Consider the following 21,764-nt stretch of genomic DNA (forward strand, 5'->3'; position numbering starts at 1 on the left):
TCCCGGCCCGACCGGGACGTTCACGCGATCATCCCGTCTTGTGCGCCGGACGCCTGCGGTTGCGCTGCGGGCGGGTCCTCGTGCCTCGGCCCCACCCTCCGCTGCACCTCCGGCGTCAGGGGGTGCGCACCACGAGAGCCCCGGGCTCCACCCAGGTCTCGAACTCGACGGCGCGCCCGAGCGGGTCGCCGTCGGCCTGCGCCTGCTCGCCCTCGTCCACGCGGATGACGGCACGGCGCGCCCGTGTGTGGTCGATACGGCCGATCTTGCCCGGCAGGTCGTTGCGGACGCCGATGCCCTGCGCCACGACCTCGCCCAGGAGCTGCGCCCACCCCGCCAGACCGCCGCGCGTATCGATCGCGGCCACGTCGAGCTCGCCGTCGTCGATGATGGCGTCCGGGAGCAGGGTGAGGCCGCCCGGCAGCCGGCCGCAGTTGCCGACCATGAAGCTGCGCAGCCGGGCCTCCACCGCGTCGCCGTCGTCGAGGCGGATCGTGGCGTGCATCCTGCGCCCGTGCAGGTGCCGCGCCCCCGCGAGGAAGTACGCCACCCAGCCGACCCGGGCCTTGAGCTGGTCGTCCGTGTCCGCGACCATCGCGGCATCGAAACCGAGCCCGGCGATGACGAGGAAGATGTGCGCCCGGTCCGGGTCGTCCGGCGGCTCCTCGTCCGGGGCGTACTCGGCCACGCGCGCCCTGCCGACGTCGATGGCCCGGTCGCTGCCGCCGAGCACGACGGCGAGCGCCTCGGTGACCGACGCCAGCGGTAGGTCGAGGTTGCGGGCCAGCAGGTTGCCGGTCCCGACGGGGATGAGCCCCATGGCGTGCCCGGTCCCGGTGAGCGCCTCGGCGACTGCCCGCACCGTGCCGTCGCCGCCCACGGCGACCACCACGTCCGCCCCGTCGGCGAGCGCCTGCCGCGCCTGGCCCGTGCCCGGGTCCTCCACGGTGGTCTCGTAGAAGAGGGGCGCCGGCAGGGCCGCGTCCCCGCACATGCGCTCGACGACGGCGCGCACCTCCGCGGAGCCTTCCTTGGACGGGTTGATGACCACCGCGAGCCGCATGCCCTGCGACCCGTCCTCCTGCGCGCGCTGCGCGTCCCGCTCGTCGAGGGCGCGCTCGCGCCCCCGCGCCCGCCGCCACCCCACGAGCATCACCGTGAGCGCGACGAGCGCGATCGCCAGCACGACGATCCCCACCACGAGTTCTCCCGGCATGAGCGCCATGAGCGCAACCTACGACGTTTCCCACCCCGCGACCCGCTGAGCCAGACGAGACGTCCGCCACCCCGCGAGGTAGTTCGGAACCCCGCGAGGTAGTTCGGAACCCCGCGAGGTAGTTCGGAACCCCGCGAGGTAGTTCGAAATGGCGCGAGGTAGTTCCGGGTGGTCTCCCCGGGCCGCACGACGCCGGCCGGTTAGGCTGGCGGGCGTGATCGACCTCCGACTCCTCCGCGACAACCCTGACGTCGTCCGCGCCAGCCAGCTGGCCCGTGGCGACGACCCCGCCCTCGTGGACGCGGCGCTCGACGCCGACGCGCGCCGTCGCTCGTCCCTGACCGAGTTCGAGTCGATGCGCGCGGAGCAGAAGGCGCTCGGCAAGCAGGTGGCGAAGGCGCAGGGCGACGAGAAGGCGGAGCTGCTGACGCGCACGAAGCACCTGGCTGAGCAGGTCAAGGCGCGGCAGGCGGAGGCGTCGAGCGCGGAGAAGCACGTCGACGAGCTGCTCTACCGCATCGCCAACGTGGTCGAGGGCGCGCCTCCCGGCGGCGAGGAGGACTTCGACGTCGTCAAGCAGGTCGGCAGCCCGCGCGACTTCGCGGCCGAGGGCTTCACGCCGCGTGACCACCTGGAGCTGGGCGAGGGCCTGGCCGCGATCGACACCGCCCGCGGGGCGAAGGTCTCGGGGTCGCGGTTCTACTTCCTCACCGGCATCGGCGCCCGCCTCGAGCTCGCGATCCTCAACGCCGCGATCGACCAGGCGGTGAGCGCGGGCTTCACGCCGATGATCACCCCGACCCTGGTCAAGCCCGAGACGATGCGCGGCACCGGCTTCCTCGGCAGCCACGCGGACGAGGTGTACCACCTCGAGAAGGACGACCTGTACCTGGTCGGCACCAGCGAGGTGGCGCTCGCGGGCTACCACGCGGACGAGATCCTCGACCTGTCGGCGGGCCCGAAACGGTACGCCGGCTGGAGCGCGTGCTACCGGCGCGAAGCCGGCGCCGCGGGCCGCGACACCCGCGGCATCATCCGCGTGCACCAGTTCCACAAGGTGGAGATGTTCAGCTACTGCCCGCCGGAGGAGGCCGCCGTCGAGCACCAGCGCCTGCTCGCGTGGGAGGAGGCCATGCTCGCCAAGGTCGAGCTTCCCTACCGCGTCATCGACACCGCCGCCGGCGACCTCGGCACGTCGGCCGCCCGCAAGTTCGACTGCGAGGCGTGGCTGCCCACGCAGGAGCGGTTCCTCGAGCTCACCTCGACGTCGAACTGCACCACGTTCCAGGCCCGCCGCCTGGGGGTGCGCGAGCGCACGCCCGACGGCTCCACGCGCCCCGTCGCCACGCTCAACGGCACGCTCGGCACCACCCGGTGGATCGTCGCCATCCTGGAGAACCACCAGCAGCCGGACGGCTCGGTCCGCGTCCCCGAGGGCCTCCGGCCCTACCTGGGCGGCCTCGAGGTCCTCGAACCGGTCGCGCGCTGATGGCGGACGTCCCGGCGGGGGCGCCGCACCTGGTCGCCCTCGACATCGACGGCACGCTGCTCGGGTACGACGGCGGGCTGTCGCCCGCGGTGCACGAGGCGGTTGCGGAGGTCCAGGCGGCCGGGCACCACGTGGTGCTGGCCTCCGGCCGGTCGCTTATCGCGATGATGCCGGTGGCCGAGCTGCTGGGCATCACCACCGGGTGGATGGTGTCCTCCAACGGCGCGGTGACGGTGCGCCTCGACCCGGGCACCCCGCACGGCTGGGCGGTGGACCAGGTCGTGACGTTCGACCCCGAGCCCGCGCTGCGCCTGCTGCGCGAGGAGCTGCCCGACGCCCGGTACGCGGTCGAGGACATCGGCGTGGGATTTCGCATGAACGCGCTGCTGCCCGACGGCGAGCTCGAAGGGGAGCATCAGATCGTGGATTTCGAGCAGCTCTGGGCCCGCGAGGTGACGCGTGTCATCATTCGCGACCCCGAGCGCACCCCCGAGGAGTTCAGCCAGATGGCGGCGCGGATCGGCCTCGGCGACGTCACCTACGCCGTCGGCTGGACGGCGTGGATGGACGTGGCGCCCCGCGGCGTCACCAAGGCGTCCGCTCTGGAACGGCTGCGCGGCAGCCTCGGCGTGGACCCGCGCGCGACCGTCGCCGTCGGCGACGGGCACAACGACGTCGACATGCTGGGCTGGGCCGCGCGCGGCGTCGCGATGGGGCACGCGGACGACCTCGTGCGCGGGGCGGCCGACGAGGTCACCGGCACCGTCGACGAGGACGGCGTCGTCCCCGTGCTGCTCTCCCTGACGCCGAGATAGAGAACCCAGTTCCCCGAGCTTCTCTATCTCGGCGAACTGGGTTCTCTATCTCGGCGGTGTCAGCCGCGGGCGGTGAGGACGATCGGGCCGTCGTCGGTGATGGCGATGGTGTGCTCGCTGTGGGCGCCGCGCGACCCGTCGGCGGCGCGGAGGGTCCAGCCGTCGGGGTCGGTGAAGATCTCGTCGGTGGTCTCGAGGAACCACGGCTCGATGGCGATGACGAGGCCCGCCTTGAGCGGGAAGCCGCGGCCGGCGCGGCCGTCGTTGGGCACGTGCGGGTCGCCGTGCATGGTGCGGCCGACGCCGTGGCCGCCGAAGTCGGTGTTGATCTCGTAGCCGGCGCCGCGGGCGACCTTGGCGATGGCGGCAGAGATGTCGCCGACCTTGTGGCCGACGGTGGCGGCGGCGATGCCCGCCTCCAGCGCCAGCTCGGTGGTCTCGATGAGCTTCGCGTCCGCCGCCGCGCGCTGCGGCGTGGGCGGGGAGCCGACGACGAACGACACGGCCGAGTCGGACACCCAGCCGTCCACCGCCGCGGCGAAGTCGATGCTCAGCAGGTCGCCGTCGCGCAGCGCGTAGTCGTGGGGCAGCCCGTGCAGCACCGCGTCGTTCACCGACGTGCAGATCACCTTGCCGAACGGCATCGCGCCGAACGACGGGTGGTAGTCGATGTAGCAGGACTCGGCGCCGCGGTCGCGGATCATGCGGTGCGCGAGAGCGTCGAGCTCGAGCAGGTTCACCCCGACGTCGGCGGCGTCCCGCACCGCGGTGAGTACCTCGGCCACGAAGCGGCCCGCGGGGCGCATCTGGTCGATCTCTCGCGGGCTCCTGAGCTCGATCATGACGGTCCTCTCGCAGTGCTGTGACGCGGTGGTGGGGTCGGTGGAGTCTCAGGGTGTCACGAATCGTCACCGAGTCGTGACCGTGAAACGCGTTGCGAGAACTTGCACCAGGGGGTGCAGGTGCGATCGACTCCAGGGGGAGGCAGTATCCCGGTCAGGGGACCTTGAGGATCACGGGCCGCCACCGGTGGGCAACTTCCGTGGACCACGACGCAGTGGAGGAGCTTGGCATGACCACACGAATGACGACGGCGCGGCGACGCGCTCTGGCGCTGGCGGCCGGCGGTGCGGGCCTCGCGCTCGTGCTCGCGGCCTGCAGCGACCCGGACGGCGACGGCGGTGGTGGTGACGGCGGCGACGGCGGCAGCGCGTCCGCCGCCTCGATCGACTGCTCGGCCTACGAGGAGTTCGGCGACATCGACGGCAAGACGGTGAAGGTCTACACCTCCATCGTCGACCCCGAGGGCGCCACCCAGCAGGCCTCCTACGACGCCTTCGAGGAGTGCACGGGGGTCACCGTCGAGTACGAGCCCTCACGTGAGTTCGAGGCGCAGCTCCAGGTGCGCATCAAGGCGGGCAACGCGCCCGACATCGCGTACCTGCCGCAGCCGGGCCTGCTCAACACGATCGTCACGGACTACCCCGACGCCATCCAGCCCGCGCCCGACGCGACGGCCGCCAACGTCGACGAGTTCTTCAACGAGACGTGGAAGGGGTACGGCACGGTCGACGGCACGTTCTACGCGGCGCCGCTCGGCGCGAACGCCAAGTCGTTCGTCTGGTACTCGCCGTCGATGTTCGCGGACGCGGGGTATGAGGTGCCGCAGACGTGGACCGAGATGATGGACCTCACCCAGCAGATCAGCGACGACAACGACGGCGCCAAGGTCTGGTGCGCGGGCGTCGAGTCCGGTGACGGCACCGGCTGGCCGGGCACCGACTTCATCGAGGACGTGATGCTCCGTACCGCCGGGGTCGACGCCTACGAGCAGTGGTACACGCACGAGATCCCGTTCAACGACCCGCAGGTCGTCGAGGCCTGGGACACGGCGGGGGAGATCCTCAAGAACCCCGACTACGTCAACGCCGGGCTGGGCGAGGTCGACTCGATCGCCACGCAGTCGTGGACCGACGCCGGCAACGGCATCCTCGACGGCAACTGCTGGCTGCACCGTGCCGCGAACTTCTACCAGACGCAGTGGCCGGAGGGCACCGAGGTGTCGGAGGACGGCGACGTCTTCGCGTTCTACCTGCCGACCGACCAGACCGACGCCAAGCCGATGCTCGGCGGCGGCGAGTTCGTGGCGGCGTTCAACGACCGCCCCGAGGTGCAGGCCTTCCAGACCTACCTCTCGAGCGCGGACTGGGCCAACCAGAAGGCGCTCTCGACGCCCGACGGCGGCTGGGTGAGCGCCAACAGCGGGCTCGACCCGGAGAACCTCTCCACGGAGTTCGACCAGTACGTCGCCGGCGTCCTGTCGGACCCGGACACGGTCGTCGCGTTCGACGCGTCCGACCTCATGCCCGGCGAGGTCGGTGCCGGCACGTTCTGGACCGGCATCGTGGACTGGCTCACGGGGTCGAGCACCCAGGAGGTCGTCGACCAGATCGAGGCGTCCTGGCCCAGCTGAGACCCGTCGACGCGGACGTCTGAGCCCCGCTCGTCCGCACGATCCGGGCACATCGCTGGCGATGTGCCCGGATCGTGCGCCCTGCCTCTCGTTCCCACTCCTCGAGGAGGTCGTCGATGACCTGGCTGCTCGAGCCCGACACCACCGGGCAGAAGCTCCTGCTCATGGTGGTCGCCGTGGCCCTGTTCGCCGCCGTGATGGGCATCATCCTGTTCCTGGTGGACCGACCCAAGCGGATCCCGTCGTGGGTGGTGGCGCTGGGTTTCGTCGGCGTACCCCTGCTCTTCCTCGCCTACGGTCTGGTGCGCCCCGGGTTGATCACCCTGTGGCAGTCGTTCTTCAACCGCAACGGCACCGAGTTCATCGGGTTCGACAACTACGTGCGTGCCTTCACCGAGGGCCAGTTCCAGCACGTGCTCGTGGTCACCGCGGCCTGGGTGATCCTCGCGCCTCTGTTGAGCGCCTTCATCGGCCTGGCGTATGCGGTGTTGGTCGACCGCACCCGGTTCGAGAAGCTCGCCAAGGCGCTCGTGTTCCTGCCGATGGCGATCTCGATGGTGGGCGCGTCGATCGTATGGAAGTTCGTCTACGAGTTCCGGCCCGACCAGCCCGGAATCGATCAGATCGGCCTGCTCAACCAGGTCCTGGTGTGGGTCGGCCTGCCCCCGCAGCAGTTCCTCATCGGGCAGCCCTGGAACACCTGGTTCCTCATCGTGGTGATGATCTGGATCCAGACCGGGTTCGCGATGACGGTGCTCTCCGCGGCCATCAAGGCGATCCCGGACGACATCGTCGAGGCCGCGCGCCTCGACGGGCTGCATGGCATGGGGATGTTCCGCTACATCACGGTGCCCAGCATCCGCCCGGCCCTCGTCGTCGTGCTCACCACGATCGCGATGGGCACGCTCAAGGCGTTCGACATCGTCCGCACGATGACGGGCGGCCAGTTCGGCACCCAGGTCGTGGCGAACGAGTTCTACACGCAGGCGTTCCGGCAGGGGAACCAGGGGCTCGCAGCGGCGCTCGCCGTGGTCCTGTTCATCCTGGTGATCCCGATCATCGCGTACAACGTGCGGCAGATGCGCAAGTCGGAGGAGATCCGATGACCTCGACCCCCACGCCCGGCCAGACGGCCGCGGGCTCCCTCCTCGACGCGGACGTGCCGCAGCAGCGGATGCGCAAGCTCTCGCGGCTGGAGAAGCGCGCGATCGCCACCCGGGGAAAGCTGAGCTCCCCGTGGGCCTCGGGCATCGCGATCATCATCGCCATCCTGTGGACGATCCCCTCGCTCGGGTTGTTGATCACGTCGTTCCGGCCGCAGGACGACATCCGGAGCAGCGGTTGGTGGACGGTGTTCGGCGGCCTGTTCAACGGGACCGCCGAGTTCACGATGGACAACTACAACGAGGCGCTCTACGGGAACAGCAACGACCTGTCGACGTTCTTCATCAACTCGTTCGTCATCACGATCCCCGCGGTCCTCATCCCGATCTCGCTCTCGCTGCTGGCCGCGTACGCGTTCGCGTGGATCAAGTTCCCGGGACGCAACTTCCTGTTCGTCGCGGTGTTCTCGCTGCAGGTGGTGCCGCTGCAGATCGCGCTGGTGCCGCTGCTGTCGGACTACGTCAACTGGGACGTCAACGGCAGCTACTGGACGGTGTGGCTGTCGCACTCGATCTTCGCGCTGCCGCTGGCGATCTTCCTGCTGCACAACTTCATGAAGGACATCCCGGCGTCGCTGGTGGAGGCCGCGCGGGTCGACGGGGCCGGGCACGTCAAGATCTTCTTCCGGGTGCTCTTCCCGCTGCTGATCCCCGCGATCGCGTCGTTCGGGATCTTCCAGTTCCTGTGGGTGTGGAACGACCTCCTCGTCGGCCTGACCTTCGCCAGCCCGGAGTACCAGCCGCTCACGGTCAAGATCGCCGAGCTGGCCGGCACCCGCGGCGGCGACTGGTATCTCCTCACCGCCGGCGCGTTCATCTCCATGATCGTGCCGCTGGTCGTGTTCATCGCGCTCCAGCGGTTCTTCGTGCGCGGCATGCTCGCGGGCGCCGTCAAGGGCTGAGCAGACCAGACCGTCAGGAACGACGACCGCGGCCCGGGCACTGGTCTCGAGACCAGTGCCCGGGCCGCCGTCATCGTGCGGGGTGTGTCAGGCCGCGGGCGGGGCCGCGGGGCCACCCACCGGGGCGCCGTACGGCGGGGCGGGAAGCAGTGCGCCCTTCGGGTCCGCGCCGAAGCGGTTGGGCCCCACGGTGCCGGGCTGGACGTAGAGCACGATCATGATGATCCCGCCGACGCCCGGGATCAGGCTGAGGAACCAGAAGAAGCCGGAACGGTCCTGGTCGTGCAGGCGGCGCACGGAGACGGCGAGCGTCGGAAGCACCAGGGCCAGCCAGACCAGCCCGGACAACGTCGTGACGCCGTAGAACCCGCCGCCGAAGCTCTGGGCGGCGTCGTCGTACGAGGCGCCGGCGGTGATCCCGGTGATGATGCCCACCGCGACGACGACGATCACCAAGAAGAGGTACCAGAACCAGAACTCGGAGCGGCGCGCGCGGCCCGAGAAGTTGGCGTACTGCGAGAAGACGGATTTGATCGCGTCCGAGAAGGACATGACGGCCTCACTGGGTCGGTGAAAGGGGGGAGTGCGGCGCGAGGCGCCCGGCATCGCCGATGCCGCTCGCAGCCCCGTGAGCGTAGGGCGCGCGTACACCGTGCGTCCAGGGATCTGCCACATTTTGTCCACATCCTATCTGGGGAGAACTCCCCATGCCCCAAAGGCGCGGCGCCGCCGGGCCGCCATATGCTCCCGGGGTGCCGACCCCCGCCCATCCTCCCCGCCTCGGGCCGGACCGTGCGCCGGCGCCCCTGCTGTTCGTGGCCTCCGGCCTCACGCAGTACGCCGGGGCGGCCGTCGCGGTGGGGCTGTTCGCGCTGCTGGGGCCGCCCGTCGTGAGCTGGTGGCGCGTGGTGCTGGCCGCGGTCGTGCTCCTGGCGTGGCGCCGCCCCTGGCGGCGGCGCTGGACGAGGCGCGACCTCGTCGCGGCCGGGATCTTCGGTGTCGTTCTCGCGGCGATGAACGTGGTCTTCTACGTGGCGGTGGACCACCTGCCGCTCGGTACCGCCGTGGCGATCGAGTTCCTCGGCCCCGTGGCGGTCGCGGCGGTCACCGGGCGCGGCTGGCGAGAGCGCGCGGCGATCGCCGTCGCGGCGGCGGGGGTGGTGCTCCTCGCGGGCGTCACGCTCGGCTCCGGGCTCCCGCGCGAGGACGTCCTGATCGGGCTGGCGGCGGCGCTCGCCGCGGGGGCCTGCTGGGCCGGGTACATCGTGCTGGGCAAGCGGGTCGCCGGGGCGGGCTCCGGTCTCGACGGGCTCGCCGTCGGGATGGCCGCGGGGGCGATCGTGTTCGCCCCGTTCTTCGCGTCGTCGGCCCCGACCGTCGTGACGGACGCCCGCCTGCTCCTCTTTCTGCTGGTGGTGGCCGTCGGTTCGTCGGTCGTGCCGTACGTGCTCGACCAGGTGGTGCTCCGCCGCGTGGGGACGGCGACCTTCTCGGTGCTGCTCGCCCTGCTGCCCGCCACCGCCGTGCTCGTCGGTGCCGTCGCCCTGCGGCAGATCCCCACCTGGCCCGAGCTTGCGGGGCTCGCGCTCGTGTCCGGCGCCATCGCCATGACTGCGCGCACCTGACGCCGAGGTAGTTCGAAATCGCGCGAGGTAGTTCAGACGCGCCTCGGCGGAGTACGGCCGCTAGAGGTACTGGCCGGGGGAGGGACGACGGTCGTCCGGACCCGGCCGACCAGGCCCGGCGTCCGGGCTGCCGGCTCCTCCGGGGCCGCCGGGTCCGAACGGGGCGGGGTGTGCCCCTGGCGGCAGGGCCCGGCGCATCTGGGAGAGCTGGGCCTGCGCGGCCATCTGCTGCGCGACGAGCGCCGTCTGGATGCCGTGGAAGAGCCCCTCGAGCCAGCCCACGAGCTGTGCCTGGGCCACGCGCAGCTCGGCGTCGGACGGCACGCCGTCGTCGGTGAACGGCAGCGTGATCCGGTGCAGCTCCTCGACGAGGTCGGGGGAGAGGCCCTCCTCCAGCTCGGTGAGGGAGCGCTCGTGGATCTCGGCCAGGCGGGTGCGGGCCGCGTCGTCGAGCGGGGCGTCGCGCACCTCGTCGAGCAGCCGTTTGATCATGCCGCCGATGCGCATGACCTTCGCGGGTTCCTCGATGCGCGAAATCTCGTCGGGCCCGCCGGCGGCCTCCGGGTCCCCGGCCGCGCCCCCGGGTTCGGGGGCCTCGCCGTCGGGGTTGACCACGCGGGGGCGGGGCTCGTCGGGCTGCGCGTCGGGCTGCGGATCGGACTGGTCTCGACTGCTCGCGTCGCTCTCGGTCATGCCTCCCAGTGTGGCCCAGGTGGCCGACGGCGGCCGGTCGGCCGGGCGCGGGTCGTGACGGGGGAGGTCAGGGGACCAGCAGCACCTTGCCGAACGGCACTCCGGACTCCATCAGCTCGTGCGCCACGGGTGCCTCGTCGAACGGCACGCGGGCGTGTACGACGGGCCGCACGCGCCCGTCCTCGATCATGGGCCACACGTGTTCGCGCACCGCCGCGACGAGCGCGGCCTTCTCCTCGGGGGAGCGCGGACGCAGCAGCGTGCCGGTGACCCAGGCGTGCTTGGCCATGAGGGCGTTCAGGTCCAGCTCGCCGCGGCGGCCCTGCTGGAGCCCGATGACGACCAGGCGCCCGCCGGGGGCGAGAGCCCGCACGTTGTCCCGCAGGCCGCCCGCGCCGAGGACGTCGAGCACGATGTCGACGCCCCGGCCGTCCGTCGCCTCGCGCACAGCCGCCACGACGTCCTGTGCCCGGTGGTCGACGCCGACCTCGGCGCCGAGCTCGACGCACCGGGCCGCGCGTTCCGGGCCGCCGGCCGTGGCGATCACCCGGGCGCCGAGCGCGGCGGCGAGCTGGATCGCGATGCTGCCCACGCCGCCGGACCCGCCTTGCACCAGCACGCTCTCGCCGGCGCGCAGCCGGCCGGTGTCCACGAGGTTGGTCCATGCCGTGCACACGGCCTCGGGGAGGCCTGCGGCATCCACGAGGTCCACGCCGTCCGGCAGGGGCAGCACCTGGGCGGACCGGGCCACGACCTGGTCCGCATACCCGCCGCCCTCGAGCAGCGCGACGACGCGATCACCGGGTGCCCAGTCCGTGATTCCGGGCCCGAGTTCGCGGACCGTACCCGAGACCTCGAGCCCCGGCCACTCGGGAACACCCGCCGGGGGAGGGTAGTGTCCAGCACGTTGAAGCAGGTCAGCGCGGTTGACGCCCGCGGCGGCAACCTCGATCAGAACCTCGCCAATGCCTGGTTTGTCTAGGTTGATATGGGATAGGGCGAGTTTCCCTGGACCGCCGGGTGCAGATATCGTGACCGCTCGCACACCGATGGAGCCTACCCCCGCGCTCATCAGCCCACCCGGGCGCGCGGAGTGGTGCCGGACGTGATGGCACCCACCTGGGGTGCGGACGGCGACGTGCCGGTCCGCTCCTCGACGACAGTGATGGAGAGAGGTTCAGATGCTCCGCAGGTTGGGCGTTCGCGGGAAAATCCTTGCGACACTCGCCGTGCCGATCTTCGTCCTGGCCCTGACGGCGAGCTGGATCACCTGGCAGTCCCTACAGGAGAACCGCCAGGCCGAGCAGACGGCGGCGCTGATGGCCTCCCTCGAGCTGCAGGACGCCGCGGGCTCGGCCGTCGCGGCAGAGCGCGCGGCGAACATCGCGGCGGAGGTGGGGATCCCTCACGCCAAGAAGGCCCTCGTCAAGGCGCAGGAAGAGACCGACCGGGCGCTCGACGCGCGCGACCAGGCGCTCGAGGCCCTCGACGTCAGCACGCTGACGGCCAACGTGCAGGACGCGGTTTCGCGCACCCTCCGTGACCGGACGGTCCTCGACGAGCTGCAGCGCCACGTCATCTCCGGACAGATCACGGAGTCTCGGGCGACCGAGCAGTACACGGCGCTGAGCGAGAACGCGCTGGACCTGCCCCGCTCGGTAGCGCAGAGCAGCGTCGACGCCGGGCTTGCGCGGCACATCGAGGCGTACGTCGCGCTGGACCAGGCGATGCTGTCCAACACGCTGGAGCGGCCGATCGCGGGAGGCGTGCTCGCCGCCGTCGGGAAGGGCAACACGCCGAGCGCCGACATGAACGGCCGGATGGTCACGGCGCTGCAGGCCACGGACTCGCTGCGCGCCGAGGCGCAGGAACAGCTCGACCGGATCCCGGGCAAGCTCGAGTTGCCGGCCTACGACAAGGACCTGGACCAGCTGCGGCTCCAGCTGCGCTACCTGAACCTCTCGGGCCTCGACAAGGAGGCCGTCGCGGAGTGGAACGAGATCTCGCAGGGCTGGGTGGACGCCGCCCAGCCGGTGCGCGACGAGGTGCGCGACGCGACCGCCGTCTACTCGGACGGTCTGGCGGACGACGCGCGGACGGCGGCGCTGCTCACCGGCGCCGCGGCGTTCGGCGTCGTCCTCCTGTCGTTCCTGCTCGCGCTGGTGATCGCCCGCGGCATCGTGCGGCCGCTGGCCCGCCTGACGGCGGCGACGGCGGAGGTCCGTGACCGCCTGCCCCGCATGGTGGAGCAGATGGCCGTGCCCGGCCAGGCGCCCGCGATCGACCTCGTGCAGGTCCCGGTCGAGTCGGCCGACGAGATCGGGCGCCTCGCCGCCGCGTTCAACGAGGTGAACGAGGTGACGATGGTCGTCGCGCGCGAGCAGGCGGCGCTGCGCGGCGCGATCGCCGAGATGTTCGTCAACGTTGCCCGGCGCGACCAGGTGCTGCTCAACCGCCAGCTCTCGTTCCTCGACGAGCTGGAGCGGTCCGAGGAGGACCCGAGCACGCTGTCGAACCTCTTCCGGCTCGACCACCTGGCCACCCGTATGCGACGCAACGCGGAGTCGCTGCTGGTCCTCGCGGGCATCGACTCGGGCCGGCGGGTGCGCAACCCGATGCCGATCTCCGACGTGGTCCGTACGGCGTCCTCCGAGATCGAGCTCTACGACCGGGTGCGGCTCAACCTGCAGGTCGACCCGCACATGCTGGGCCACAACGCGCTGAGCGCTGCGCACCTGCTGGCGGAGCTCCTCGAGAACGCCACGATGTTCTCCGAGCCGCACACGCCGGTCGAGGTCTCGACCTCGCGCGACGAGCGCGGAGTCGTCGTCACGGTCCGTGACCGCGGCCTCGGGATGAGCCCCGAGGAGATCGCCGACGCCAACATCAAGGTGTCGAGCCGGGCCGCGTCGGACGCGGTGGGCGCCCAGCGCCTCGGACTCTTCGTGGTCGGCCGACTGGCGGACCGCCTCAAGGCGCGCGTCCGTTACGGCATCGGTGGGGCCGGCGCGGGCACCGAGGTCACCGTGTCCTTCCCCGCGGACCTCTTCCTGCCCGACGACGCGCTGCCGCTGCCGCAGCCGACGGACCCGCTGGAGGCGGGGACGCAGAGCGCCGCCGCGAGCCTGGGCGGGCCGGACGTCGGACGGGCGGCCGTCGGCACCACCTCGGTACCGACGGTCGAGCCGGCACCGGCACCGGCACCGGCACCGGCACCGGCGCCAGCACCGGCGGCGCATATCGCGGAGGACGCCCTCACCACGCCGACCCCTGCGGTGGCATCCGCGTCGGCATGGCTCGCCCCGGACCTTCCGGCCACCCCGGAGCCTCCGGCGGCGTTGCCGGTCGACCTCGACGCCCTCACGGACGGCACGACATCGGTCGGTATGCCCCGTCGCCGGCGGACCGACACTGCGACCGAAAACGCGTCGGCCGGTGCGGGCGCGCGGCCCGACACGGGCCCGATCGTGCTGCCCCCGCTCGCCACGCCAGAGCTGCCGGACCTCGTGGACGAGACCACGACGGACACGTGGCGTCCGCCGACCGGCGTCGAGCCGTCGTCCTCCCTGCCGAGCCGGCACCGGGCGCAGCCCGAGCGGGTGGTGGCCGAGCCGGAGCCGATGACCGCGCCGGTGCTCGGGGTCGACCAGCGCGCGGGGATGTTCTCGAGCTTCCGGTCGATGGGGTCGATCGACGCCCACGACACCGAGAGCACGCTCCGGCTCGATGCGGTCACGGAGGACCCCGCGGCGCTTCCCGACCAGCTCGCGCCGCTGCAGCCTGTCCAGGACGTTCCTGCGGCGGGGCACGCCGCCGTGCGGCCGGTCGCCCCGGCGGCCGGCGCCGTCGAGTTCCCGGCCGAGGCAGTGGAGCCGTCGCGACCCGCGCCCTACCGGCCTGCCACCGAGCAGGCCCCGGTGGCCGCGTTGCCGACGCGCGACGTCGACCCGGTCGAGCCGATCCGCCCGGAGCCGGTGCCGCCGGCGCCCGCGCCGTCTGCTTACCCGGAGCCCGTCACGTCGTCGTTCGACCCGGTCGTCCGAGAGGTGCACGAGCGCGCCGCGCGGCCGTCGTACGACGCGTACGAGCCCGGCATCGGTTCGTTCGAACCTGTCACCCCGGCCCCGGCCGCGTCGTCGGTCGGTCAGGACGCGTTCCAGGAGCTTCCCGCGTTCGAGGACCTCATCTCCGACCTGCCGACGCGGCGTGCCGCGCGGGAGAGCGCGGCGCCCCAGGGGCGCAAGCGCGGCCTGTTCGGGCGCAAGCCCTCGGCCGAGGAGACGGCGGGACAGGCACCCGCTCCCGCGGCGGTCGAGGCGGGCGGGTTCGACCCCACCGGCTTCGACCCCACCCAGGCCGCAGCACCGGAGCCGGTCTGGCCGCAGGAGCCGGCTCCGCGGTTCGAGGAGCCTCCGGCACCTGTCGCACCGGCAGCACCGCCGGCGGCGGAGCCCCGTCCGGTCGCGCGTGACGAGCCGGCACCCGCACCGACGGGCTACGGCGGGTCGGTGCTCCCGCTGCGCCCCACGGAGCCGGCGGCGAGCGACCCGCTGGACCCGCACTTCGTGCCCGACACCGTCGAGGCGCGCTCGGAGTGGATGGCGTCGGCCGTCCTCTACGAGGAGATGTCCACGATGCTGCAGCGCGGCGTCTTCCAGGAAGGGAACGTGACTTCGACGAACGAGCAGACGTACCGCCCGACGACGGTCGCGAACGCGGCCGGGGGGCTTGCACGCCGCCAGCGGACGGGTGAGGCGACGTCGTCGGCGGACCGGTTCACCGCGCGGATCGACCGGGATCCCGAGCAGCTTCGATCCCGCCTCTCGGCCTTCCAGTCGGCGACGAGCCGCGGTCGGTCCGACGCCGGAGCCCTCGGGGCCTCGACGACACCCGCCCCTACCGTGAATGATGTCCCTGGATCCGCGCCGTATTCGCGGTGACCTGCGCCTTCGGCGTACCTGATGAGGAGGAAGCGTGACCCTCAGTACTGAAGCGACCAACTTCGGGTGGCTTCTCGACAACTTCGTGCGGACCGTCCCAGGCAGCCGTCACACGCTCGTCGTCTCGGCCGACGGTCTGCTCATGGCGATGACCGACCAGCTCGACCGCACCAGCGGTGACCAGCTCGCGGCGATCGTCTCGGGGATGTCGAGCCTGACGCGCGGCGCGGCCCGCCAGCTCGACGGCGGCAACGTGCGGCAGGCCGTCGTCGAGATGGACAACGGGTTCCTGTTCCTGATGAACGTCTCGAACGGTTCCGTCCTGGCCGTGGTTGCCGAGTCCTCCTGCGACATCGGGCTCATCGGCTACGAGATGGCGCTGCTCGTGTCGCGCACGGAAGCCACGCTCACCCCGCAGCTGATCTCGGAGATGCGCGGCACCCTTCCGGTGGACGGCTCGACACGCTCCGCGCGGGTGGGATGAGGTCGCGACCATGACGCACGCATCGTTCGGCTCTCTGGGTGCGCACGCGGCGGACGGCTACGAAGCCTCCACGGTGCGCCCCTACGCGGTCACCGGTGGCCGCGTTCGTTCCGCCCTGTCCGACCTACCCCTCGAGGCGCTGGTCGAGGTGATGCCGGGTGGGGTCACCAGCGTCGGCCTCACCCCGGAGAAGCGGGCGATCCTGCAGCACGCCGCGCACACCTACGTCTCGATCGCCGAGCTCTCCGCGCTGCTGCGCATGCCCCTCGGTGTCGTCCGAATCCTGGTCGCGGACATGCAGGAGGAGGGGCACATCACCGTGCACACCTCGACCCCGGTCAACGTCCACACGGGTCACGGCAGTTCCCACTCGGGCCTGTCCCTGAGCGTCTTGGAGAGTGTTCTCAATGGCATTTCCACCCTCTGACAGCCCGACGCCCGGTGCGTCCGGGGGGATCTCCCCGGCGTGGGCGCCGGTCTCGCAGACCGCCGGCGCGGTGAACCCGCCGGCGGCCGGCGGTGGCGCCCCGCTGGCGGGCGGTGCGCCGGTGCGGCAGAGCGTGCTCGGCGGTGCCCCGGCGACGGGCCGGGCGGACGGCGGCGTGGCCACACAGGCCCCGGCGGCCGCGGCCCCGGGCCCGATCACCGGGGTGCCGGCGTCGGCCCAGCCGGCGCCGCGCCCGGTGGCGCAGCAGGTGCCGGCCCAGCCCACCACGGCGCCGCAGCAGGCAGCCGCGCAGGCGCCTGCCGGTGCGGCCCCCGCGCCGGCCACGTCGCAGCCGACCACCGCGCCGACCGTCACGAAGATCGTCGTCGCGGGAGGCTTCGCGGTCGGCAAGACGACGTTCATCGGTTCCATCTCGGACGTCGAGCCGCTGAACACCGAGGCCGCGATGACGGAGCACTCGGTGGGGGTCGACGACGCGGGCGGCGTGTCCGACCGCAAGACCACCACCACCGTGGCGATGGACTTCGGGCGGGTGGCGCTGCCGGGCAACCTGTGGCTCTACCTGTTCGGCACACCGGGTCAGGACCGCTTCCTCTTCATGTGGGACGACCTGATCCGCGGCGCCATCGGCGCCGTCGTGCTCGTCGACACCGACCGGCTGGAGCAGTGCTTCCCCGCGATCGACTACTTCGAGTCGCGGGGCGTGCCCTTCGTCGTCGGCGTCAACTGCTTCGACGGCGTCGCCAAGCACCGGATCGAGGACGTGCGCGAGGCGCTGCAGATTCCCGCGCACGTGCCGATGCTCTACACGGACGCCCGCTCGCGCGCGGCCACGAAGCAGACGCTCATCTCACTCGTGCAGCTGGCGATGCGCCAGCTGCGCTCGGGCGCCAGCTCCTGACGTTCGCCCCACTACACTGGGGACCCGCGCGGGAGGGCTCGGCCACGCCCGCGGGGAGGGCTGACAGAGCGGCCTAATGTGACGGTCTTGAAAACCGTTGTGCAGCAATGCACCGGGGGTTCGAATCCCTCGCCCTCCGCGCCAGCGGTGCGCACGCAGGCCCGGTCCCGGCAGCAGCCGGGGCCGGGCCTGTCCCGTGCCCGCTCGTAGTCCGCCTGTGCTCGCCGGGAGATCAGGCGGGCTCGGTGACGGGCCGCACGCGGGGGAGCGGGAGGTCGACCGGCAGGCGCAGCGCCGCGGGTGCGGTGGCCGGCACCACGGGCCGGCGCGGGGTGACGGGCGGGACGACGACGTAGTCGGACCCGAGGGGTGGCCGGGCGTCCTCCTCGCCGGCGTTGGGCCACAGGGCGCACGCCCGCTCCGCCTGCGCGGTGATGGTCAGCGACGGGTTGACGCCGAGGTTCGCCGTGACGGCCGACCCGTCGAGCACGTGCAGGCCGGGGTGCCCGTGCACGCGCTGGTAGGGGTCGACGACGCCGGTCTCGGGCGTCTCCCCGATCGTGCAGCCGCCCAGGATGTGCGCGGTCATCGGCACGTCGAACGGGTCGCCCGCGCTGCCGCCGGCAAGGCCGCGCATGCGGTCCGCCATCGCGCGCACCGCGTCGTGGGCCACCGGGATCCAGGTCGGGTTGGGGGCACCGGTGCCCTGGCGGGAGGTGAGGCGTCGTCCGAGCGGCCCGCGCCGGGTGAACGTGGTCAGGGAGTTGTCGCGGCTCTGCATCACCAGCGCGATGACGGTGCGCTGCGACCAGCCGCGCAGGTCGTAGAGCGCGGGAACGTGGCGCCGCTGGCGCCAGAGCTCCCCGAGCCAGCGGCGCCAGCGAGGGCCCTCGCCCGGTTCCACGCCGTCGACGAGCACGGTCTGCAGCAGGCCCATCGCGTTGGACCCGCGCCCGTACCGGACCGGCTCCACGTGCGTCTGCTCGTCCGGGTAGAAGGACGACGTGATAGCCACGCCCTCGGAGTAGTCGGGCTCGCCCACCTGCCCGCGCCGGGTGGGCCGCATCGCGCCCAGCAGGGCCTCGGAGTTGGTCCGCGTCAGGTGCCCCAGCCGGTCGGAGAGGCGCGGCAGCTCGCCGCTGTCCCGCATCGCGTGCAGCAGCCGTTGGGTGCCGAGGGTCCCGGCGGCGAGCACGACCTGCCGGGCCCGATAGGTGCGCCGGCCGGCCCATGCCCGGCCGGTGCGGTGCGTGCGCACGTCGTACCCGCCGTCGGCTCGGGGCACGACCGCCGTCGCCGAGGTGAGCGGGTGCACCTGGGCCGAGGCCCGCTCCGCGAGGTGCAGGTAGTTCTTCACCAGAGTGTTCTTGGCGTTGTGGCGGCAGCCGGTCATGCACTCGCCGCAGTGCAGGCACGGGTTGCGGTCCGGCCCGGCGCCGCCGAAGAACGGGTCCGGGACGGCCGGCGCACCCGCGCCGCGCGGCCGCTCGGCGTCGTCGCCGAGGTAGACGCCCACGCGTGCCTTGCGGAACGTCTGGCCGACCCCGAGCTCCTCGGCGACGTCGCGCACCAGCTCGTCGGCCGGGGTGGTGCGGTCGTAGTCCACCACGCCGAGCATCCGCTCCGCCTGGTCGTAGTAGGGCCCGAGCTCCGCCTTCCAGTCGGTGACGTGCGCCCAGGCAGGGTCGGACCAGAAGGGGTCGAGCGGCCGGTAGAGGGTGTTGGCGTAGACGAGCGAACCGCCGCCGACGCCTGCGCCCGCGAGGACGAGCACGTCCCGGAGCCGGTGGATACGCTGGATCCCGAAGCAGCCCAGGGCGGGCGCCCATAGGAAGCGTCGCAGGTCCCAGGAGGTGCGCGGTAGCTCGTTGTCGGCGAATCGGCGCCCCGCCTCGAGCACGCCGACGCGGTAGCCCTTCTCGGTCAGCCGGAGGGCGGCGACGCTGCCGCCGAATCCCGAGCCGATCACGAGGACGTCGTAGTCGTCGGGCCGCGTTCGGCCGTCGTCGTGGTCCTGGTGGCGGTCCCGGCCCTGGTCGTGGTCCTGGTCGTGGTTCTGGTCGTCGTCGTCCAGCATGCGCGAGACCGTAGCGCGGCCCAGGGTGTGGTGCGGTCGACGGCGCGCGGCTTTGCCCCCGGGCAGGCTCGACGGCTAGTGTGGGCGCCGCGGTGGTGCTGTGCTTCCGCGAGGAGACGTCGCATAGTCTGGTCTAGTGCGCCACCCTGCTAAGGTGGTAACGGGGCAACTCGTTCGCGGGTTCAAATCCCGCCGTCTCCGCCAGGAAGGCTCCGGCTGCTCAACGCCCGGGGCCTTTTCTGTTGCCCTGCTTCGCCGGGCCCGCGCCATACCGGCCGGTGTCCTGCATCACGGTGGGTCCCTTCGGTTTGGGGAACCGGCCCGGGGCCTGTAATGTTCTGGTCGGTCGGTGCGTGAGCACCGGTCACGAATGCGCCCGTAGCTCAACGGATAGAGCATCTGACTACGGATCAGAAGGTTGGGGGTTCGAATCCCTTCGGGCGCACCGAAATGCACAACGGCTCGATCCTCACCCAGGATCGGGCCGTTGGTGTTTTCGGCTCCTATGGGGTGGTACAGCAGCGAGGTCAGCGCCGACCGCGTCCTGACCTGGCCCCGGTCCGTCGCGCAGCTGGTGGCGGTCGACGCTCCCAGCGCCAGACGCTGCACTACACGACCGAGAGGGTGATCGATCGCATGAGCGATCAGACCTGGCAGACGATCGCGATCGTCGCGTACATGCTGGCGATGCTGGCCATCGGCTACGCCGCCTACCGCAGGACCGACGACCTGGACGACTACATGCTCGGCGGTCGGAAGCTGCCTCCGGGCGTGGCGGCGCTGAGCGCCGGGGCGTCCGACATGTCTGGTTGGCTCCTCATGGGCCTGCCCGGTGCCATCTACGCGACCGGTCTCGTCGAGGCCTGGATCGCGATCGGCCTCACGGTCGGGGCCTGGCTCAACTGGAAGTTCGTCGCGCCGCGCCTCCGGGCATACACGGAGGTCGCGAAGAACTCGATCACCATCCCCAGCTTCTTCGACAACCGTCTGCGCGACCCCGCGCACCTGCTGCGCATCGCGGCCGGCGTGATCGTGCTGGTCTTCTTCACCTTCTACGTCTCGTCGGGCATGGTGGCCGGCGGCACGTTCTTCGAGAGTTCGTTCGGTCTCGACTACCTGACGGGGCTCCTCGTCGTCGGCGGCGTGACCCTCGCCTACACGCTCTTCGGCGGGTTCCTCGGAGCGACGTGGACCGACGTCGCCCAGGGCCTGCTCATGCTGGCGGCGCTCGTCGCCGTCCCGGTGATGGCGATCGTGGACCTGGGCGGCTGGGGCGCGGTGCTCGAAGGGATCCGCGCCGTCGACGTGCAGGACGGCACCGATCACCTGTCCTTCTTCGCGGGTGCGTCCGCGACCGGGGTGATCTCCGCCCTCGCGTGGGGCCTGGGCTACTTCGGTCAGCCGCACATCATCGTGCGATTCATGGCGATCCGCAGCCCCCAGGATGCTCGCGCCGGGCGACGGATCGGGATCAGCTGGATGTTCGTGACCGCCCTCGGCGCCGTGTTGACCGGGCTCGTGGGCGTCGCGTACGCCAACGCCGACGGCCTCACCCTCGACAACCCGGAGACCGTCTTCCTGGTCCTCGCCCAGCTGCTCTTCCACCCGCTGGTGGCCGGCCTGGTCCTGGCGGCCGTGCTGGCGGCGATCATGTCCACGATCTCGTCGCAGCTCATCGTCTCGTCGTCCGCCCTCGTGGAGGACCTGGTGAGGATGACCGGCCTGCGCATGAGCACGCGGGCCGAGGTCATGCTGGGCCGGGCGGGCGTCCTCCTGGTCGCGCTCGTCGCCGCTCTGATCGCCCTCGACCGCACGTCGTCGATCCTCGACCTGGTCGGGTTCGCGTGGGCCGGGTTCGGCTCGGCCTTCGGGCCGATCGTGATCCTGAGCCTCTACTGGCGCCGGCTCTCGCGGTGGGGCGCCCTCTCCGGGATGGTCGCCGGGGCGGTCGTCGCCTTCGTCTGGGGGCGGTCGTCCCTCGCGGACTCCCTCTACGAGATCATCCCGGGCTTCGCGCTCGGGCTCGTGGTCGCGGTCGTCGTCAGCCTCCTGACAGCGCGCCCGGACGGCGCGGTGCTCGAGGAGTTCGAGGCCGCCCGCCGACTGGCGCGCGGAGACGCCCCGGAGACCGAGGCCGTCGCCTCCTGAGGGCGTCGCGGGCTGACCGCGACGCACGATCCCGGGGCTCGCCGGGGCGTCGTGACCGGACGTGGCGCGCGCCACGTCCGGCCACGTTGCACCGATGGCCTGTCCCGGGTAATGTTCTGCAACGTCAGCCCGACAGGCCGACGGACATCGAGGAGACAGCCGAGAGGCTGGGTACCGATGGCCGGGCCGGGACTGAAACCCACACCTTCACGGACGGGATGCTTCGCGCATTCCTGCCGGTGGGAACGAGGTCGTGATTCTCTGAAATCTCTCCGATCAGCAGATCGGACGGATTTGGAAGAGAGAATCGGGTCTGGTAAGTTTGAGGAGTTGCCCCCGGCGGGGTCAGGACGAAGGTCCTGGTCTTGTGGGTGTGCGTCGGTTGTTTGA

General features: G+C 71.9%; 17 protein-coding genes and 3 tRNA genes. 14 read left to right on the forward strand and 6 right to left on the reverse strand.

The features are described from left to right. Positions 1-115 precede the first annotated feature (115 nt). On the reverse strand, positions 116-1,216 hold the full coding sequence (locus AC1C2V_RS16330; protein WP_495390715.1) for a diacylglycerol/lipid kinase family protein: 1,101 nt from the start codon (positions 1,214-1,216) through the stop codon (positions 116-118). 214 nt (positions 1,217-1,430) lie between these two features. Between AC1C2V_RS16330 and serS the strand changes: the two genes are divergently transcribed. After that, a complete protein-coding gene (gene serS, locus AC1C2V_RS16335; RefSeq protein ID WP_495390690.1) occupies positions 1,431-2,705 on the forward strand; it encodes a serine--tRNA ligase in 1,275 nt (424 codons plus the stop codon). Further along, on the forward strand, positions 2,705-3,520 hold the full coding sequence (locus tag AC1C2V_RS16340; RefSeq protein ID WP_495390691.1) for an HAD family hydrolase: 816 nt from the start codon (positions 2,705-2,707) through the stop codon (positions 3,518-3,520). Before serS ends, AC1C2V_RS16340 begins: the two co-directional genes overlap by 1 nt. A 59-nt stretch (positions 3,521-3,579) precedes the next feature. Here AC1C2V_RS16340 and map read toward each other — a convergent pair whose 3' ends face one another. Beyond that, a complete protein-coding gene (map, locus tag AC1C2V_RS16345) occupies positions 3,580-4,362 on the reverse strand; it encodes a type I methionyl aminopeptidase (RefSeq protein WP_495390692.1) in 783 nt (260 codons plus the stop codon). A 230-nt stretch (positions 4,363-4,592) separates the two neighbouring features. On the opposite strand from map, the gene AC1C2V_RS16350 reads away from it, so the two are divergent. From AC1C2V_RS16350 to AC1C2V_RS16360, 3 genes are all read left to right on the forward strand, one after another. Next, positions 4,593-5,993, forward strand: coding sequence for an ABC transporter substrate-binding protein (locus tag AC1C2V_RS16350; protein WP_495390693.1), 1,401 nt, complete (start codon positions 4,593-4,595; stop codon positions 5,991-5,993). Between the two features lie 116 nt (positions 5,994-6,109). Further along, positions 6,110-7,099 carry a carbohydrate ABC transporter permease gene (locus AC1C2V_RS16355; RefSeq protein ID WP_495390694.1) on the forward strand — a complete coding sequence of 330 codons (990 nt, stop codon included), beginning with the start codon at positions 6,110-6,112 and terminating at the stop codon, positions 7,097-7,099. Further along, positions 7,096-8,058, forward strand: a complete 963-nt coding sequence (locus tag AC1C2V_RS16360; RefSeq protein WP_495390695.1) for a carbohydrate ABC transporter permease — start codon at positions 7,096-7,098, stop codon at positions 8,056-8,058. The genes AC1C2V_RS16355 and AC1C2V_RS16360 overlap by 4 nt, the downstream gene beginning before the upstream one ends. An 87-nt stretch (positions 8,059-8,145) precedes the next feature. Here the strand turns inward: AC1C2V_RS16360 and AC1C2V_RS16365 are convergent, their stop codons facing one another. Continuing rightward, entirely contained in the window at positions 8,146-8,610 is a 465-nt protein-coding gene (locus AC1C2V_RS16365) for a DUF805 domain-containing protein (RefSeq protein ID WP_495390696.1), read from the reverse strand. Positions 8,611-8,810: 200 nt separating this feature from the next. On the opposite strand from AC1C2V_RS16365, the gene AC1C2V_RS16370 reads away from it, so the two are divergent. Continuing rightward, entirely contained in the window at positions 8,811-9,683 is an 873-nt protein-coding gene (locus AC1C2V_RS16370; RefSeq protein ID WP_495390697.1) for an EamA family transporter, read from the forward strand. A gap of 60 nt (positions 9,684-9,743) precedes the next feature. Here AC1C2V_RS16370 and AC1C2V_RS16375 read toward each other — a convergent pair whose 3' ends face one another. Together AC1C2V_RS16375 and AC1C2V_RS16380 are read right to left on the reverse strand one after the other, a co-directional pair. Beyond that, on the reverse strand, positions 9,744-10,376 hold the full coding sequence (locus AC1C2V_RS16375) for a bacterial proteasome activator family protein (protein ID WP_495390698.1): 633 nt from the start codon (positions 10,374-10,376) through the stop codon (positions 9,744-9,746). A gap of 67 nt (positions 10,377-10,443) precedes the next feature. After that, the gene (locus AC1C2V_RS16380) at positions 10,444-11,448 is read right to left on the reverse strand and encodes an NAD(P)H-quinone oxidoreductase (RefSeq protein ID WP_495390699.1); all 1,005 of its coding nucleotides are present in this window, start codon (positions 11,446-11,448) and stop codon (positions 10,444-10,446) included. A 157-nt stretch (positions 11,449-11,605) separates the two neighbouring features. On the opposite strand from AC1C2V_RS16380, the gene AC1C2V_RS16385 reads away from it, so the two are divergent. From AC1C2V_RS16385 to AC1C2V_RS16405, 5 genes are all read left to right on the forward strand, one after another. Then, the gene (locus AC1C2V_RS16385; RefSeq protein ID WP_495390700.1) at positions 11,606-15,316 is read left to right on the forward strand and encodes a sensor histidine kinase; all 3,711 of its coding nucleotides are present in this window, start codon (positions 11,606-11,608) and stop codon (positions 15,314-15,316) included. A gap of 34 nt (positions 15,317-15,350) precedes the next feature. After that, complete coding sequence (locus tag AC1C2V_RS16390) at positions 15,351-15,800, forward strand: roadblock/LC7 domain-containing protein (RefSeq protein ID WP_495390701.1); 450 nt, start codon at positions 15,351-15,353, stop codon at positions 15,798-15,800. Between the two features lie 10 nt (positions 15,801-15,810). Beyond that, entirely contained in the window at positions 15,811-16,227 is a 417-nt protein-coding gene (locus AC1C2V_RS16395; RefSeq protein WP_495390702.1) for a DUF742 domain-containing protein, read from the forward strand. A gap of 268 nt (positions 16,228-16,495) precedes the next feature. After that, complete coding sequence (locus tag AC1C2V_RS16400; protein WP_495390716.1) at positions 16,496-17,149, forward strand: GTP-binding protein; 654 nt, start codon at positions 16,496-16,498, stop codon at positions 17,147-17,149. A gap of 54 nt (positions 17,150-17,203) precedes the next feature. Beyond that, positions 17,204-17,288, forward strand: a tRNA-Ser gene (locus AC1C2V_RS16405). Between the two features lie 93 nt (positions 17,289-17,381). Here the strand turns inward: AC1C2V_RS16405 and AC1C2V_RS16410 are convergent. Further along, positions 17,382-19,226 (reverse strand): GMC oxidoreductase, encoded by a 1,845-nt coding sequence (locus AC1C2V_RS16410; protein WP_495390703.1) that lies wholly within the window; start codon positions 19,224-19,226, stop codon positions 17,382-17,384. A 112-nt stretch (positions 19,227-19,338) separates the two neighbouring features. Between AC1C2V_RS16410 and AC1C2V_RS16415 the strand changes: the two genes are divergently transcribed. The 3 genes from AC1C2V_RS16415 to putP all read left to right on the forward strand — a co-directional run bounded on the left by AC1C2V_RS16415 (position 19,339) and on the right by putP (position 21,374). Continuing rightward, positions 19,339-19,430: transfer RNA gene (locus AC1C2V_RS16415), tRNA-Ser, on the forward strand. 168 nt (positions 19,431-19,598) lie between these two features. Continuing rightward, positions 19,599-19,671 (forward strand) — tRNA-Arg (locus AC1C2V_RS16420). A gap of 191 nt (positions 19,672-19,862) precedes the next feature. After that, a complete protein-coding gene (gene putP / locus AC1C2V_RS16425; RefSeq protein ID WP_495390704.1) occupies positions 19,863-21,374 on the forward strand; it encodes a sodium/proline symporter PutP in 1,512 nt (503 codons plus the stop codon). Positions 21,375-21,764 lie beyond the last annotated feature (390 nt).

This window comes from Isoptericola sp. Y541 (assembly GCF_059445465.1).